This is a genomic window from Bacillus sp. z60-11 (assembly GCF_046464135.1).
GTDB classification, from domain to species: Bacteria; Bacillota; Bacilli; order Bacillales; family Bacillaceae; genus Bacillus; species Bacillus sonorensis_A.
The window spans coordinates 353,544-370,689 of sequence record NZ_JBIYSN010000001.1 but is presented as its reverse complement, the minus strand read 5'-3'; the positions used below and the strand labels follow the sequence as shown (position 1 = coordinate 370,689).

Annotated in this window: 13 protein-coding genes and 1 tRNA gene; 3 read left to right on the top strand and 11 right to left on the bottom strand. The window is 39.9% G+C overall.

What is annotated here, in order from left to right:
* Positions 1–5: 5 nt before the first annotated feature.
* Positions 6–287: a hypothetical protein gene (locus ACINLD_RS01970; protein WP_410206896.1), complete on the bottom strand. Its 282-nt coding sequence runs from the start codon at positions 285–287 to the stop codon at positions 6–8.
* A 601-nt stretch (positions 288–888) separates the two neighbouring features.
* Between ACINLD_RS01970 and ACINLD_RS01965 the strand changes: the two genes are divergently transcribed.
* A tRNA-Val gene (locus ACINLD_RS01965) sits at positions 889–961 on the top strand.
* 209 nt (positions 962–1,170) lie between these two features.
* Positions 1,171–1,254, top strand: a complete 84-nt coding sequence (locus ACINLD_RS01960) for a putative holin-like toxin (protein ID WP_016886607.1) — start codon at positions 1,171–1,173, stop codon at positions 1,252–1,254.
* A gap of 440 nt (positions 1,255–1,694) precedes the next feature.
* Here the strand turns inward: ACINLD_RS01960 and ACINLD_RS01955 are convergent, their stop codons facing one another.
* The 9 genes from ACINLD_RS01955 to ACINLD_RS01915 all read right to left on the bottom strand — a co-directional run bounded on the left by ACINLD_RS01955 (position 1,695) and on the right by ACINLD_RS01915 (position 14,709).
* Positions 1,695–2,681, bottom strand: a complete 987-nt coding sequence (locus ACINLD_RS01955) for an ROK family glucokinase (RefSeq protein WP_410206895.1) — start codon at positions 2,679–2,681, stop codon at positions 1,695–1,697.
* A gap of 157 nt (positions 2,682–2,838) precedes the next feature.
* Entirely contained in the window at positions 2,839–3,945 is a 1,107-nt protein-coding gene (gene glf / locus ACINLD_RS01950; protein WP_077737022.1) for a UDP-galactopyranose mutase, read from the bottom strand.
* A gap of 96 nt (positions 3,946–4,041) precedes the next feature.
* The gene (locus tag ACINLD_RS01945) at positions 4,042–4,713 is read right to left on the bottom strand and encodes a glycosyl transferase (protein ID WP_410206894.1); all 672 of its coding nucleotides are present in this window, start codon (positions 4,711–4,713) and stop codon (positions 4,042–4,044) included.
* A gap of 83 nt (positions 4,714–4,796) precedes the next feature.
* A complete protein-coding gene (locus ACINLD_RS01940) occupies positions 4,797–5,057 on the bottom strand; it encodes a glycosyltransferase family 2 protein (protein ID WP_410206893.1) in 261 nt (86 codons plus the stop codon).
* Positions 5,058–5,080: 23 nt separating this feature from the next.
* Complete coding sequence (locus ACINLD_RS01935) at positions 5,081–5,701, bottom strand: hypothetical protein (protein ID WP_026586470.1); 621 nt, start codon at positions 5,699–5,701, stop codon at positions 5,081–5,083.
* 42 nt (positions 5,702–5,743) lie between these two features.
* Positions 5,744–8,155: a beta-glucosidase family protein gene (locus ACINLD_RS01930; RefSeq protein ID WP_077737024.1), complete on the bottom strand. Its 2,412-nt coding sequence runs from the start codon at positions 8,153–8,155 to the stop codon at positions 5,744–5,746.
* A gap of 111 nt (positions 8,156–8,266) precedes the next feature.
* Complete coding sequence (locus ACINLD_RS01925; protein ID WP_410206892.1) at positions 8,267–11,149, bottom strand: glycoside hydrolase family 3 C-terminal domain-containing protein; 2,883 nt, start codon at positions 11,147–11,149, stop codon at positions 8,267–8,269.
* Between the two features lie 234 nt (positions 11,150–11,383).
* Positions 11,384–12,277, bottom strand: a complete 894-nt coding sequence (locus ACINLD_RS01920) for a LysR family transcriptional regulator (RefSeq protein ID WP_026586467.1) — start codon at positions 12,275–12,277, stop codon at positions 11,384–11,386.
* Positions 12,274–14,709, bottom strand: a complete 2,436-nt coding sequence (locus tag ACINLD_RS01915) for a beta-glucosidase (protein ID WP_077737026.1) — start codon at positions 14,707–14,709, stop codon at positions 12,274–12,276. The genes ACINLD_RS01920 and ACINLD_RS01915 overlap by 4 nt, the downstream gene beginning before the upstream one ends.
* A 685-nt stretch (positions 14,710–15,394) precedes the next feature.
* Here ACINLD_RS01915 and ACINLD_RS01910 point away from each other — a divergent pair.
* Positions 15,395–16,348 (top strand): glycoside hydrolase family 43 protein, encoded by a 954-nt coding sequence (locus tag ACINLD_RS01910; protein WP_051290348.1) that lies wholly within the window; start codon positions 15,395–15,397, stop codon positions 16,346–16,348.
* 240 nt (positions 16,349–16,588) lie between these two features.
* On the opposite strand, the gene ACINLD_RS01905 is transcribed toward ACINLD_RS01910, so the two are convergent.
* Positions 16,589–17,023 carry an SMI1/KNR4 family protein gene (locus tag ACINLD_RS01905; RefSeq protein WP_026586464.1) on the bottom strand — a complete coding sequence of 145 codons (435 nt, stop codon included), beginning with the start codon at positions 17,021–17,023 and terminating at the stop codon, positions 16,589–16,591.
* Between the last annotated feature and the right edge of the window lie 123 nt (positions 17,024–17,146).

Sequence of the window (17,146 nt, the reverse complement as noted above, 5' to 3'; positions counted from 1 at the left end):
TCTTTTTACTCATCTAACAACCCTTTTACATTCTTGTCATACAGCTTTTTTAAAAGCGCGTTTATTTTTATGGCTTGATCTTCCGGAATCAATTCTTTCCCCTCAAGCGAATAATTTGTATCTGCAAACAGATGCATCATGTCGGTGCAATCTTCATGAAGTCTCACCAATTCCCGGCGCTCTTCTTTTGAAATTGTTCCATCCAGCATTTTTGCCATTAATTCCTTTAACCTGTAGATATGCGTTTGAAAAATTAACCCTTTGACCGTAGACGGGCTGTCTGCCATGTTTAATCCATCCTTTTCCGCATTGTTTTTCATCCAATCATCAAAGCTGACACCTTCTTGTCAACTTCCAAAACTCGCAATTGATCCCCTCGGAAATTGTATGTTTTCCAGACTCTATGTATAAAGATATCATACGAACGATAAAAAGGAAAAAAATTCTTTTTAGACCTGTTGCTTCGACCCGATTTAGGAAACGTCTGCTTTCGCGAATGGATGCCCTGTTTTCTTAGAAAGCAAAACCGCAAAACATATTTATAGACTTGGCAACGTCACAAGGAACATGAAAATGAATGAAAACCGCTTTTGATCATTGATTTCGCAAACCAGTTTGATAACAAAAAAATAGCCAAACAGAGCATGCTAAGCGTGTCAATCATTTGGAAAGATGAACATCGTCTCCCCCTCTGGTGCTTGCTGTATCTTGTTATTTTCATTATCATTTACGGAAATCCGGCTGGCTGAAAAAGTTCCAGCCGTTTGCTTACGATTTTAAGCTTTTTAAAAGGATGAACAAAAAAATCAAAAAAACAGTTGACGAATTGATTAAACCCACATATAATAGAACTTGTCAGTAAGACAAATACCCAGTGTTACATACCATGATTCCGTAGCTCAGCTGGGAGAGCGCTACCTTGACAGGGTAGAGGTCGCTGGTTCGAGCCCAGTCGGAATCATACCGAATCGAAACGGCAGGAAAACGTTGATATTCAACGGATTTTCTGCCGTTTTTGCGTTTAATTTTTTTCTTCAATACTCCTCTATCCCACCTCATCATTCTAACAAAAAACAGCCTCAGTGTTTGAAAGAGTTATGGTAAAATATTCTTTGTACAAAGTTTGGGCTCACTCAAGGGAAGCTGGCTCATCCCCTATGAAAGGGGGTGATGCTTATGACAACATACGAAACAATCTCGCTAATGATTGCTTTTGGCATGTTAATTGCCGTGTTGTCGAAGAAAGAAAAATAGACTTCCCTTGAGCCCTGGTAAAGTTCATAGGGAAAGTCTATTTTAAAATGACTGAGCCAAGCCCTTGTTGGGCCGCTTTGTACACGCGACTCGACTGTTGGCGCAGTCGGGTCTTTTTTATTTTATGCATTTCTTAAAGGAGAAATACATCTGGCGCGCTTTTCATTTTGAAATGCATCACGCCGCGGAAGATTATAAATCGTCTATATTCAAATTCATATTAGCAATTTTAACCCACTAAATCAACTATAAACTAGTTTCATGAATAAAACCTTTAAAACCAATTCGAATTCTCCCGCAAGGTGCTCCTTCTTTCAACATTTCCAAAAATCTCGTCAAAGTTTTTTTCGCGAAACTGACGTTTTATTTTGGGAATTTTTAAACAACAGCAATTGCAGCTCTGAATCATAAAATAAATAACAATGAGGGTAACCGCATTGTTATTTAGCTTTGCCTGCTATTGTTTTCTTAGTCTTCCGAGTTTTGACTAACGAGGCTGCCCCTATGACTCCTGCATCATTTCCTAACTGCGCTAGTTTAATTTTTGTACTGGTTCGGACATGTGGATAGGAAAATTCATGGAAGTATTCCTCTATTCCCTTTAGAAGGGTTTCTCCTACAGCGGATACGCCGCCTCCAATCACAATTGCATCAGGATTCCATAAGTTCCCGATGTTCCCGCAAGCAAATCCTAAGTAAAAATAAAATTTATTTACTGCCATGAGTGCTAATTTGTCATCTTGTTTTGCTTGGTCAAAAACAATCTTAGCCGTTACTTCCTGACCGTCATCAATTAACCATTTCAGCTTTGATTCACCAGCAAATTCTTCTGATAAATCCCGCGCTAATCGAACCACACCTGTTCCACTAGCTACGGTTTCCAAACAACCGCGATTGCCGCATGTACATGGATAACCATCATGATCCACAATCATATGGCCTATTTCTCCTGCAGCCCCTTTTCCATGAATTAAGTGGCCTTCAACAATCACACCTCCGCCAACACCTGTGCCAAGCGTAATAAAGACTAAATTGGCACAACCTTCACCCGCCCCCTTCCAACGCTCTCCTAATGCGGCGACATTCGCATCATTATCGATGCAGAAAGGAATTCCGGTTCCAGCTTCAACCTTTTCTTTAACTGGCTGCAGCGTTTTCCAGCCTAAATTAAATGCCCCACTAACAGTTCCTTTTTCGATATCGACGGCTCCAGGTGAACCCATACCGATACCTAAAAAATCATCAGCCGACAGACCGTATAAATTTAACCGGTGATTAATGGAATGAATAATCTCGGGAATAATATTCTCCCCTTTATTTTGAACATCTGTTTCCATGCTCCACTTTTGTTGAATCTCCCCTTCTGCCGTGAGAATAGCAAATTTTACGGTAGTGCCGCCTAAATCAATTCCGATTAATTTTTTCATCTTTTTTCCTTCCTTATTCACAAAGCCAATCGTTTCCTTGATTAAGTTTAAGATGTTATGATTTATCTGTTGCAGGCTTTGTTTTTTTCACCATTCGACAATAGCGGAACTGAATACATATTCCTTCTTCTTTAACAAAAAGAGCTGTCTGGAAACATTAGCCTAAGACTTCTCTTACTTTTCTCAAAGCAACCCCGACAACTTTGTCCATATCGTAATATTTGTATTCACCTAAACGGCCGCCGAAGATGACATTGTTTTCTGATTCGGTTAACGCTTTATATTTTTGATACAATCCACTGTTCTTACGGTCATTGATCGGATAATAAGGTTCATCTCCTATTTGCCATTTCATACCATATTCCTTGCTTATGATGGTTTTAGGCTGTGTTCCAAATTCAAAGTGCTTATGTTCAATAATACGTGTGAAAGGAGTTTCTCGGTCTGTATAATTAACGACCGCATTTCCTTGGTAGTCAGGCATTTCCAACACCTCAGTTTCAAACCGCAAGCTTCTGTATCCCAAAACACCGTATTTATAATCAAAATAAGCATCAATAGGTCCGCTATAAACTACTTTTTCTGTAACACTGTTCCAATAGTTTTTATCCTCCAAATAATCTGTATGGAGCTTTACCTCAATTCCTTCTATCATTCGCTCAACCATAGCCGTATACCCGTCAGTTGGTATTCCCTGATAGGTATCGTAAAAGTAATTATTGTCATATGTAAACCTTACCGGTATCCTGCGAATGATAAAGGCAGGAAGTTCTGTGCATGGACGCCCCCACTGCTTTTCGGTGTATCCGCGAATGAGTTTTTCATAAATATCCGGTCCAACGAGATTAATAGCTTGTTCTTCCAAGTTTTGCGGATCTTCCACAAAGTGGTCTTTGCATTGCTGTCGGATTTTTTCCTTTGCTTCATCTGGTGTTACAACGCCCCACATCTTGTTAAACGTGTTCATGTTAAACGGCAGATTATAAATTTCACCATGATAATTAGCGATTGGACTATTGATATATCTGTTGAATTCGGTAAACCGGTTAACATAATCCCAGATTTTTTTATTGCTTGTATGGAAAATATGGGCCCCATATTTATGCACCTGTATATCTTCCACTTTCTCCGTATAAATATTGCCAGCAATATGGCCGCGTTTATCAATTATGAGACATGATTTTCCGGCTTTTTTTACTTCGTGGGCAAATACGGCTCCATATAGACCCGCGCCTACAATCAAAAAATCATATTTCGGTTTCATAAAAGTCGATCTCCTAAGAGTTTTTTCATTGATTTTTTTATTACAAAAATGACTTTCTATGATTTTTATTTCTTATAAGCTGTTTTCATTCTTCAATTAATTAAATCCGACCAATCTTTGCGAGATTTTGTATACCGACACGGAAATCCCTCGTCCAACCCGGCCGGGTAAGTTAATGGTCCGACCCAAAATCCCGTATTTGAGATGGTAATAAAAATTTATATCCTTCTCTTTAATATACTCCCATAATTCTTTTTTCTTTTTCAGATTCTCTGCTGTTCCTGAACGTATTAATAAAATGGCAGAAACGATCGTAACGATTTCCAGATGGTGAAGCATATACTCTCGGAGCTTTTGACTTGTCACGTTTTCCAGATTCACTTGTTCTATCATAAGCTTGTTAACTTTAATCTGTTGGTCAACCCTTTGAATCATGACACGCTCATTCACCGACTGGTCTTCCCTGCCGATCAAATACCGATAAAAATCAACGTTGATATAGTAGATTTTCTGTACATGTTCAAGTGGTCTGTATACAAATAAATTATCCACATAAAACGTATGCTTAGGCAGTTCAAGACCGCATTCTTTCAGCAGCTGCGTTCTGTAAATAACAGAATGCATTAAAAGATACTGTCCTTTTCGGAATTGCCCTATATCATTCCAAGTGAAAATGGTTCCTTCCGGCAGGACATTTTCATATTTCATAACCTTCTTGTATTTTGTGCCTTCTTTTTCATAAACAAAATTGCTAATCATCATATCCACTGATTTTTCTCTTGTTATAAAGTCGTGTATCTTTTCAAGTATTTTTAGATATGCCCGAGTATCTACCCAGTCATCACTGTCCACTACCTTAAGTAGTATCCGGAAGCATTTCGGATACCCGTATTTACGGCTTCTCCATGTCCTCCGTTTTCCTGATGAATTGCTTTGATGATGGTTGGATATTTTTTTGCATATTTATTGGCAATGTCTGCTGTTTGATCTGAGGAGCCGTCATTAACTATCAGTAGCTCTACGTCATCGCCCCCGGGCAATAGAGACTCGATGCAATACCTCATATATTCTTGTGAATTATAGCAAGGAATAACTACTGATAATAATTTCATTACATTCACTACCTTTTCTTTGCCTATTTTTCAGGTTCTTGTTTAAAAATAATTTTAAAAATCGGGAAGAATACCAAAAAAGATATTCCGCTGTTAATTATCATTGTAATAATATCAGCTGCTGTTTCACCGGTTGAGCCCCATGTATTCATAAACATATGATATATCGGCGCTTTATAGAAGCCTTGGGCCGCCGCCGCACCTATCGTGATGACAATGTATGCGACAAGATACCAAAACGCCGCTCTCCAAATGTTGCTGTTTGATTTAAATGTAATATTTCTTTGGACAAAAAAGTTGATAATCTGCGCTATCGCAATTGTGATTTGGACTGCAAGGAAATAGGCAAGCCCGCCCCCGCCGCCTGCGGTAAGCGAGCCGGCTGCATAGTCAAATACATAATAAGGCGTTCCATCAAAGTTATGACCAAACTGCAACACTTTAAAACTAATTGAAACCAATGACGTATGTTCGAATAAACTTTTAAAAATAGGCATCAAAACAAGCTGCAGTAAAGTCACACCATTACTTATCATAAAAAACAAAAGGAATTGGGCAATATTTGGATGCCTTTCTTTATAAGAATTCCAAAAACCTGCGGTTCCTGCAACTAATTTTTTATTTTTTGTATCGGTGTTACCCATTCAATTTTACATCTCCTTTGCCGCTGTTTCTGCTGGGGTTATTTATTTAGCGGACTTTACCACCTTTTTTCTTTCCTTTAACACATGACTGGCCCCCTTAAAAAATCGGCCATTCACCATCATCAAGATACCATCGACCATTGGCATATTGACGATTCCTCCTGACATTCTGGCAATTCCCCTGAACGGCAAATGATATATAGACATCATCATGAGATTTGCAGTGCTTCTTTTTCCTATTTTTCGTAGAAACCAGTGGGTAAAGATAATCGAGTAAAACGCCAATTTCCCAAATGCCCCCCTGGCATACTGGCACTGTGCAATGGTATCGTTGTACCCCAGTCGTTTTGTTCGATCCCATTTGGATTCAGGAACTTTATATCCAAGCAAGTTTTCAAATTCTTCTTCACTGACATTGTTTGCATGACCTGAATAATAGGAAGGAAGTTTCTCATTGTCATATGGAATGGGGGCACCTGTACCTTCCACAAAAATAGTGTCTCTTAAACGGATATCTGCACTTGATGCACCGATCAAAATTTCATAATCAGCTTGTTCAATTTCCCATTTATTTGTCTTCACATTAAAATAGCGGAAGGTTTTATCATCAAAAGGAATGGTTACGGTTTTGGTTTCTCCGGGTTGTAACAATATTTTTGCAAATCCCTTTAATTCCTTTTTCGGTCTGAATATCGCCTTGGATTTACATGCTACATACAGTTGTGCGATCTCCATTCCGGCGATATGACCGGTATTTGTTATTTTAAACATCACGCCTTCGATATCAACCTGAATATCCGTGTATTCAAATGTTGTATAGCTCAACCCATATCCAAATGGAAAGAGAACCTTCACACCCGCCGTATCATAATAGCGATAGCCAATATAGGGACCTTCCCGATATTCAACGCTAATCTCTTTACCAGGGAAATGATAAAAGGAAGGCGTATCCTCATAGCGAATCGGATAGGTTTCCGCCAATTTACCGGACGGGTTGACCTCACCAGTCAATACCCGCAATATGGCACTAGCACCAGCCTGCCCACTTAAATACCCATGGACCAACCCTTTTACTTTATCAATCCATGGCATTTCCACCACGGAACCGCAAGACAGAACGGCAACAATATTTGCGTTTACTTTATATAATGCATGTAATAGCTCAATCTGGTTCTCTGGAATCTTCATGTTTTGTCTATCAAGTCCTTCGGCTTCTGTTACTTCATCAAGACCTATATATAAAAGAACCATATCCGCCTCTTTTGCAAGGTCACACGCTTTATTTATTTTTTTCTTATTCTTCTTTCCATAGCGCTCAAAGCCAGGTTCGAATCCGATACTGTCAATTCCTGATTGATCTAGAAAATCTAGTGTTCTGTCTAGTTTAGTAGGATTAATAATAGAGGAGCCGGCGCCTTGGTATCGCGCTTCCTCCGCGAAATCTCCGATCACAGCCACTCTTTTTCCTTTTTTCAGCGGTAATATGTGATCCTCGTTCTTCAATAGAACTATCGACTCTTCTGCAACCTTTTGCGCCATTCTGTGATGCTTTTCCACATCAATCTCTTTATGTTCCGCCTCGAAAACCGCCTCCGTTGTAAAAATAAGCTCCAGTAATCTGTCTACACATTCGTCCAAAACTTCTTCCTTAATTTCTCCCCCTTTAACAGCCTCGACAATTTCCCCATTGGTCTCCCCTGCAGTCGATGGCATTTCCAGCTCATTACCGGCAAGTAATCCGGCAACCCGGTCATTGCTTCCGCCCCAATCGGTCACAACAACCCCTTGAAAATGCCATTCATCCCGGAGGATATCCCGCATCAAATGGATGTTCTCATTCGTATAAGCACCATTTAACAGATTATAGGAAGACATCATGGTCTTTGCTTTACCTTCTTTAATAGCGATTTCAAATGCGGTCAAATAGATTTCCCTTAGCGTCCTTTCATCGACGATAGTATCGATCGCCATACGTCTTTCTTCCTGATTGTTTGCCGCAAAGTGCTTCACACAAGCTGCTACCCCTTTTGATTGAATACCTTTAATCATTCCCGCGGCCAGTTTTCCGGCCAGATACGGATCTTCACTGAAATACTCAAAGTTTCTTCCTGCCAATGGGCTTCTCTTCATGTTGACCCCAGGCCCAAGAAGGACATTCACTTTCTGGGCTGCAGCTTCTTCCCCCAGATATTCACCCATCTTCTCTCCCAGCTCCACATTCCAGCTATTTGCAATCGTTGCAGCCGTTGGAAAGCAAGTCGCCGGAATACTGGGATTCAGTCCCAAATGGTCGGCAGCTGCTGCCTGTTTGCGAATTCCATGGGGGCCATCGGCAAGAAACATACTATTAATGCCTAGGCGATTGATGTTCTGGGTTTGCCAAAAATTTTTGCCTGACATTAAAGATGCTTTTTCTTCTAATGTCATCTTTCTAATTAAATCTTTATGTTTCATCTCGATTCCTCTTTTGCAGTTTCGGCAGTACCCAGAAGTACTGCCGAAACATTGTTTTTGATCGTACAATTCATCAGTCTATTTTTTAATGAAACTTATATTCAAACGTTTTCAGGCTGAAATATTGACTTTATTCTGCTTTTTCAGTTTTCTAGTGACGAATACAATGATCGCAAGAGCTGCAAGTAGAATGACAACATTTGCAGCAATCAGCCAGTACTGCCATAAAGGCGTAATTTCAACAATTCTGGAACTTGTAGATATTCCATTCATAGCGTTGCTGTTGACAATGGAATAGAGAATATTGTGAACAGATTCTCTTAAATGATTGACCACTGTAGGAGTTAACTGATCATTACTCAGCTTCCACAGTTTGGAATCTGTGTTCAACCAGAGGTTGGTTCCAGCTTCAATTCCTTCTCTCAGATCCTGGTAGGCGAAGTGAGAGAGGGATGCCTGATCGGTTACGACAGTACCTTTAAAGCCCCACTCATTTCGAAGAGTTTCCGTCATAAGGCCTTTATGGCCGCCTGCCCAACGAGCCCCAATTCTATTCATGGCTGCCATAGCACCGCGAGCATCTCCTTCACGGACAGTGGTTTCAAAGGGTTTTAAATAGATTTCGCGCATCGCCTGTTCATTTGCAAACATGGCGCCGCCTAGACGATTCGTTTCCTGATCATTCAGTGCAAAATGTTTCATATATACAAAAGTGCCTTTTGATTGAACACCTTTAACTTCACTTGCACTTAACTTACCTGATAGAAAGCCGTCTTCAGAGAAGTATTCAAAATTTCTTCCACCAAATGGGGTGCGGTGAGTGTTAACACCTGGAGCATACCAACCTGCAACCTCATTTCTAATGCCATCTTCCCCGACTGATTCTCCCATTTTTTTAATGAGTTTCACATTCCATGTCGAAGCCATTACGACTTCCGCCGGATAAGCCATCCCCTGTTTATTTCCGCCCACAAGCGTATTGGAGATTCCTGCAGGGCCATCCAAATTTGACGTTCCGGGTAGGTTGATTGATTTAATCGGTACAGTGGCATACCCGCCCATTCTGACAAGTTTAGTCATTTCATCAACAGTCAGTTGATTCAGCAAGACATCCCAAAGTTTATCGTCATAATCACGTCCTATAAACATGGCAGCATTTAATTCTCCAAATTCTTTACTAATGACACCTGTTTCAGGCATGACAGCATCCTTGTCTTCGGTGTATGAGATGGCAAGATCGTCAAGCAATTCCTTTGATGCGGTTAAGGAACCATCCTCATAGGTGGAAGGCCATGTACCTTTCCAATCCTTTCTGGAAAGATATTTAAAAGAAGAATCATAATGTTTGATGTCAACATCATCAAACTGATTGGATATTTTATTACCCGTTACTGCAGACTCCGCATAAGTTGTAGAATCAAGAGTATCAACAGTAAAATTCTGTACTAATGCCGGATTACCATCATAATCCATACCGTCTTTAGTAGTTTTACCCTTTGCTGCGAGTATGTTATTCAAGGCATCATGTGCGTTTTCACCTGCTGTGAAATAATAATCTCCAGCATCCACAATGTATGTCCCTTTGCCGTTGGCATCGTATGTTTTCATTTCTTCTTTATCCACTTCAATCGTAACGGTTTCTGACTTGCCTGCTTTCATTTCCGAAGTTTTTGCAAATCCTACCAACTCAACAGACGCCTTTTCAATGCCGTTATCTTTGTCATATTTTGTATAAGGGGATTGCATATAAATCTGAACAACGTCTTTTCCCGGAACAGAACCCGTGTTCATCACTTTTAAAGAAACTTCATATTTATCATCTTTTTCCTTTACTCGATAATCGGACCACTTAAATTGCGAATATGAAAGACCATATCCGAATGGGAACTGAACCTGCTCGGAATAATTGTAATCGATTTCCTTTTCGTTACCTAGGACTACATCCTCATATCGAGTCTCATAATACTTATATCCGACATAAATGCCTTCACCGTAAACCATGTATGAATTGCCCTTATCAACTTGACTGTTAGCTATTTTGTAATTCCCGAAATTAGCCATTGCAGGAGAGCTAAATGCATCATACGCATAGGTATCAACTAAATTTCCCGATGGATTGACGCTTCCATTCAATACCTCACCGATTGCATATGCACCGGTCTGTCCCAGAGCACCGACCGAAATAGCAGCATCAATGTTATATTCATCTAAAAAGCCTAATTGTATAGGGTTAGATGAATTGATTAGAACCACAACAGTTTCAAAGTTTTCTTTTGCAAGCTTAAGCATGTCTTTTTCATTGTTGTCAATTTCAAGATAATGATATCCTGTAGAAAGCTTGTCGGTTGCAAGATCAGAGTGCTCTCCACCGGATCGGCCGATCACAACCAGTGCAGCGTCATTGTAATCTTTGAAGCTATTGATTTCCTTATCGGTATACACACTCCGCGGAACTTCATTTACCTCAAAAGATCCCTTCCCTTCTATGTCCGGTGTTTTCTTTCGATAAGAAGAACCTGCGCCGGTCTGATAGAAATCCCAAAGCGTTTTATTGACTTCGAATCCGGATTGTGCAAGCACAGCCTTCAAATCCGGTACTTTTGCAGTTTCAACAGAACCGGAACCGCCGCCTCCATAAACGAGGTCAACTGAGTTCTGACCAAGAACAGTAATTTTTCCCTTAGACTTAAGCGGCAATGCATTGTTTTCATTCTTCAACAGCACAATGCCCTCTTCTACAAGTTTCTGCACTACCTCTTCTGCGCGAGCTTTCTGTTTGTCTGCAGAAGCAAACGAACTCTTATAATATTCATTGTCTTCCTTATCTTTATCATCAGTGACAATTTTGCTGGTCGGATGACTTAAATAGATTGAGATAATCTGCGAATAATTTTTGGCATAAATATCCCCTACAATAACCCCTATAATCAGCACCGCACTTACTATATATAAAATAATGGCTGCGGGCTTTGATATTTTTTTCGTTTTTTTCATGTTTTTCCTCCACCATTTAATTAAACTTAGTAAGCGGACTATATGGACTATGTCAATTTAGCTACTCGAACTGAATACGCTTACATACTTAGCATTTAATTGTGGGCGCGCTTAAATTAATTGCTTTACTTGAATTTACCATATAGATCAAACGGTGCATATCAACGAAAAGTTCCGGGGCATAAACTTTTCGTTGATTATAAAAAAAAGCCGTTTTAACTGGCTGTTCGCCCATCAAAACCGCTCAACTTTATCTTTGCAATAATCCTTTATATAATTTTTGAATAAAGATACGGACTTTGATTCTATGTCTCTTTTCCTGCTGACCAGGTAAATATTCTGAGGGATTTTTTCCTTCAATCGAACGAGTTTAAGCCTATCGTCATGATGCGCCTCTTCAACAAAGTCCACGGATACTGCAACATATCCGTTTGCCTCACAAAGGGAGTGAGCCGTTTTAATATTTCCAAACTCATGAACAATATGCGGAGTGAAGCCATGTTCCAAACATTTATCGATCAAGCTGTGCTCCTTCCCCTTTTCAACAGATTTAATCACTAACGTTTCATTTTGTAAATCAGTTATGGAGATCACGTCTTTAGCTGCCAGGGGATGCCTTTTAGAAACAAGGATTACAACTTCTCCGGTTCCTATCAAATCGCAGTCGCAATTTTCAATTTCTTCACTGCCCATGATTAAGCCTACTTCTGCTTCTTCTTGAAACAAGTCACCTAAAGGATATTCATCCGGCAGCTCTCTTAATTTCATCTGGATATCGGGATACTGATTCGAAAAGGCAAACAGAATTTCTGCAGGAACCATTATCGTTGTTGAGAAGGTAACCACGACATTTAATATGCCATCTTTACCGCTCATTATACTAATCTCTTTCACCAAGTCATCCATTAAATAACAGATATGTTTAGCTCGGGCAAACAATAATTCACCGCATTCTGTCGCTTCCATTCCATGCGACCCTCTAATAAACAATTTTGCCTCCAAATCCATTTCAAGTTGTTTAATCGTCTTACTGAGCCCTTGTGGGGTAATAAATAAGTCTTTAGCGGCAGCAGTAATACTTTTCTTTTCATAGACTTTGATGAAATATTCTAATACCTCTTTATTCATAATTTTCTCTTCCCTATATTTCCTGTCTTACGGCTCTTTTTCATCTTGCTTCTTTCTTTCAATATATGAACAAGCCCTTTAAGAAAACGACCATTTACAATCATTAAGATCCCATCCAGCATCGGCATATTTACGATCCCGCCTGTCATTCTGGCAATTCCCCTGAATGGCATGTGATAGAATGACATCATAATCAAATTGGCAATACTTCTTTTTCCTATTTTTCGCAAAAACCAATGAACAAAAATGATCGCAAAATAAATAAGTCTTCCTGAAACCCCTTTTGCATATTGGCACTGTTCTATAGTATCGTTGTAGCCCAACGGTTTTGTCCGGTCCCATTTCGGGTTGGGAGCCTTCCCTCCCAACAGGGTTTCAAATTCTTCCAGACTGATATTATGTACATTTGCGGAGTAATAGGTTGGCAGTTCCTCCTTGTCGTATGGAAGAGGCGCGCCTGTACCTTCTACAAAAAGGGTATCCGCTAATCGGATATCGGTACACGATGCGCCAACCATAATGTCGTATTCGGCTTCTTCGATTTCCCAGTTATTCGTCTTAATATTAAAATACCGGAATGTTTTATCATCAAAAGGGATCGTTACTGTTTTTGTTTCACCTGCATTGATGAAAATCTTGGAAAACCCCTTTAATTCCTTTTTCGGTCTGAAAATATCCTTGGATTTGCACCCCACATAGAGTTGTGCAATCTCCATCCCGGCAATTTTCCCGGTATTTGTTATTTTAAAACTGACACCCTCATGATTAACCTGAATATCGGAATACTCAAAAGTTGTATAACTAAGCCCAAATCCAAAAGGGAATAGAACATTAAGCTCAGCTGTATCATAATAACGGTAGCCAATAAATGGACCTTCTCGATATTCAACGCTCACTTCCTTTCCTGGAAAATGGTAGGAAGGTGTATCCTCATAGCGAATTGGATAGGTTTCAGCCAATTTCCCGGAAGGATTCACATCACCTGACAACACTCTAAGGATGGATCTTGCTCCCGCCTGTCCGCCTAAATAGCCATGTACAAGGCCTTTTACTTTATTAATCCATGGCATTTCCACCACAGAACCGCAAGAAAGAACGGCCACAATGTTCGGATTTACTTCATTTAACGCGTTCAATAAATCGATCTGGTTTTTTGGGATCTTCATACAATGCCTATCCAAACCTTCAGCCTCTGTCACTTCATCCAGACCAATATACAGAAGAACAACATCCGCTTTTTTGGCGAGTTCACATGCTTTTTCGATTTTCTTCTGATCTCTCTTCCCGTATCGTTCAAAGCCGGTTTCAAAGCCGATACTGACAATTCCAGACTCCTCGAAACAGTTGAGAGTGTGATCCAGTATTGTTGGATTAACGATAGATGACCCTGCTCCCTGGTAACGGGCATCTTTGGCAAAATCCCCAATTACGGCAACTTTTCTGCCAAACCGGATGGGTAAGATATGGTCTTCATTTTTAAGAAGGACTATTGATTCTTCGGCAGCCTTCTGCGAAACCCTGTGATGCTTTTCCACATTAAATTCGGAGTGAGGTTTATTAAATACCTCATTTGTAGTAAAAATAAGCTCTAGTAATCGATCAACACATTCGTCTAACACTTCTTCTTTCATCTTACCGCTTCTGACTGCTTGGAGAATTTCCCGGTCGGTCTCTCCTGCAGTAGTCGGCATTTCCAACTCATTTCCAGCAATCAATCCTGCAATTCGGTCATTGCTTCCTCCCCAATCGGTGACAACAACCCCCTTAAAATCCCATTCGCTACGCAAGATACCCTGCATTAAATGTAAATGTTCATTCGTGTAAGTTCCGTTTAACCGATTATACGACGTCATGATTGACTTAGTCTTACCTTCTTTGACCGCAATTTCGAAGGCGGTAAGATAGATTTCCCTAAGGGTTCTTTCATCGACAATTGCATCAATCGTCATACGTCTTTCTTCTTGGTTGTTTACCGCAAAATGTTTCACACAAGCGGAGATTCCTTGTGATTGAATACCTTTAATCATACCTGCGGCAAGTTTTCCGGCTAGATACGGATCTTCACTGAAATATTCAAAGTTTCTGCCGCATAAAGGATTTCTCTTTATATTAATACCAGGTCCCAATAAGACATTCACATTTTGCGTAACCGCTTCCTTTCCGAGATACTCCCCCATCTTTTCGGCCAGATCTTCATTCCAACTATTTGCTATCGTTGCAGCTGTTGGAAAACAAGTTGCAGGATCCCCGGCATTGAGCCCAGGTTGTTCTGATCCGACTGCCTGCTTCCGAATCCCATGGGGGCCGTCTGCCAGAAGCATGCTTCTGATACCTAGACGATCTATGTTCTGAGTTTGCCAGAAATCTTTTCCCGACATTAATGATGCTTTTTCTTCTAACGTCATGTCTTGGATTAATTCTCTATATTTCATTCGCGATTCCTCTTCTTATCTTTTCAGTATTTCCCCATAAGATGTGCCAGCACATTATTTTGATTTATTATAATTGTACAAAAAATATTTTTTTATAGCTATTGATAATATATTGATAATATTATAGTGGTTCTGTCTGTCAACGGACTTTTGGAAAACCTCAATTTATGTTCTTATAACCTTTTTTCGTATTGGTGCTGAAATAGTTAGTTCAACATGATGTCAGTGGAACTATTTCCAAAAGCCCCACATCATTTAATCTTTATCTACATTAGGATATAAAATCCTGCGAATAAGTCTGAATTTGCAGAAGGTCACTGTTCCAGTGCCGTTTCTTCAACCGGCATCTGGAGGGCTATGAATTGATCTCTAATTGTTTTCCCCTGCATTTTCCTCAAAGAAATTGAAAAGTTCCAGTTCCTCCCCATCCGTAACATTCTAAACTTAGGCCAAAACGATTATGTTAATCCTGTAACGTTTATGTAATTAAATAACATTTGACTGATTGATTTTTAACAACAGTTGTTTTTTTGTTTTTAAGTTTTATTTCAGGACTAAAAAACAAGTCCTTTGTCTGATTGAGGGAGGGCGAACCCCTGCTAAAATAAAATGCGTGTTGTTGGGAAATATTTCTCTAAAAGGGAGGGCCGATTGTTAAAGGACATCGAAATTTGAAAGGAGAACAATTGTGGCTAAGTCTATCATTTCTGGTTTTATTTTATTTTTTCTGCTTATTTTTTCGGCAGCTGAACCAACATCAGCGGCTTTTTGGAATACAAAAGGAGACAACATTATTCATGATCCTTCCATGATTAAAGAAGGAAATACATGGTATACATTCGGTACTGGTATCGGCAATGGAATCCGCGTCATTAAATCGACAGATGGAAAAACGTGGAGCGCAGCACCAAGTATTTTTACAACTCCATTATCATGGTGGAAACAGTACGTGCCAAACCATGAAAAAAACCAATGGGCGCCTGATATCAGCTATTATAATGGTCGCTATTGGCTTTATTATGCGGTATCCGCGTTCGGCTCGAATACTTCGGCGATCGGACTGGCTTCAACAGACCGAATCTCTTCCGGGAATTGGCGCGATGACGGACTTGTCACCCGGACGACGACCGCTAACAATTATAATGCGATCGACCCTGAGTTAGTCATTGATAAAGAAGGAAATCCGTGGCTGTCCTTCGGCTCGTTTTGGAGCGGCATCAAGCTGACAAAGCTTGATAAAAAAACGATGAAACCTACAGGGAAGGTTTATTCCATCGCATCAAGGCCGAGCCATGGCGGAGCGGTTGAAGCGCCGTCTATCACATATAAAAACGGCTACTATTATTTATTCGTTTCGTTCGATAAATGCTGTCAAGGTGTGAACAGCACGTATAAGATCGCTTACGGCCGCTCAACAAAAATTACGGGACCTTACTATGACAAAAGCGGCAAGAAAATGACGGAAGGCGGAGGCACAATCCTCGACTCCGGAAACGACCAATGGAAGGGCCCAGGCGGCGCGGATATCGTGAACGGCAACATCATCGTCAGACATGGTTATGATGCGCTTGACAATGGAGCGCCTAAGCTGCTGATCAATGATTTATACTGGGATTCCAAAGGCTGGCCGAAGTATTAGTTTTTAAACCGAGCAGATGTTTTCTGCTTGGTTTTTACTGTTATTTTAGCAGTAGCTATATAAACGATTCATTCAAAATGATCATGCCACTACATTCATCATCCAGGGCTCGTTATGAATAAAAAAGAGCCGCCATTCAGGTACCAAACAACAGCTCCTACATATACGTATAACAAAACCGAGCATAAAAGTGCCCCCATTTTCCTTTTTGGAAGAAAGTCTTGAAAGGCAAAAAAATATTTAATCCGCCATATCTTCAAAATATCGATCATTTTGATCAACTTTTTTAATAAATTCCTCTAGAGAGTCAGCTGTTTTTTTATCAAAAAAGAATACTGGAGACTTATCGGGATCATTTAAATCAAGCGTTAAATATACACCTTCATTTACCTCATAAAAAACAAGCTTGTCTTCATCTTCATATATACCATCTAAATCAGGGTCAAATTCGTAAATATCTTCCCTTAAAGTGATATCTGCGATAGTAGCGGGGTCTAAAAATCTGTTTATTGCATTATTATTCCCATTTATAAACCCGTACCCAATCTCTAAATAAAATTCTCTGAGCTCTTTAGGAAATAGAAAACCAAGTCTATCTTCCGCTTTTATTAGATCGTTTTCTTTTAGCTCATAAAACTCATGATGACTATTTTTTATAAAATTAAATTTGTTCAGCCTCATGAACCTCCTTAGAGTGGTGCACCTTTACCATGAATATCCGAAAGATGCTCATCACGGACAGATATCTCCATATTGCATAATCAACCTCCAACGATAAATTTCCTCCTGACAGACAAC

Coding starts and splice junctions, on each gene's coding strand:
- glf (WP_077737022.1), bottom strand. CDS start 3,945: ATGAAACCGAAATATGATTTTTTGATTGTAGGCGCGGGTCTATATGGA.
- ACINLD_RS01955 (WP_410206895.1), bottom strand. CDS start 2,681: ATGAAAAAATTAATCGGAATTGATTTAGGCGGCACTACCGTAAAATTT.
- ACINLD_RS01970 (WP_410206896.1), bottom strand. CDS start 287: ATGGCAGACAGCCCGTCTACGGTCAAAGGGTTAATTTTTCAAACGCAT.
- ACINLD_RS01915 (WP_077737026.1), bottom strand. CDS start 14,709: ATGAAATATAGAGAATTAATCCAAGACATGACGTTAGAAGAAAAAGCA.
- ACINLD_RS01920 (WP_026586467.1), bottom strand. CDS start 12,277: ATGAATAAAGAGGTATTAGAATATTTCATCAAAGTCTATGAAAAGAAA.
- ACINLD_RS01935 (WP_026586470.1), bottom strand. CDS start 5,701: ATGGGTAACACCGATACAAAAAATAAAAAATTAGTTGCAGGAACCGCA.
- ACINLD_RS01960 (WP_016886607.1), top strand. CDS start 1,171: ATGCTTATGACAACATACGAAACAATCTCGCTAATGATTGCTTTTGGC.
- ACINLD_RS01930 (WP_077737024.1), bottom strand. CDS start 8,155: ATGAAACATAAAGATTTAATTAGAAAGATGACATTAGAAGAAAAAGCA.
- ACINLD_RS01925 (WP_410206892.1), bottom strand. CDS start 11,149: ATGAAAAAAACGAAAAAAATATCAAAGCCCGCAGCCATTATTTTATAT.
- ACINLD_RS01940 (WP_410206893.1), bottom strand. CDS start 5,057: ATGAAATTATTATCAGTAGTTATTCCTTGCTATAATTCACAAGAATAT.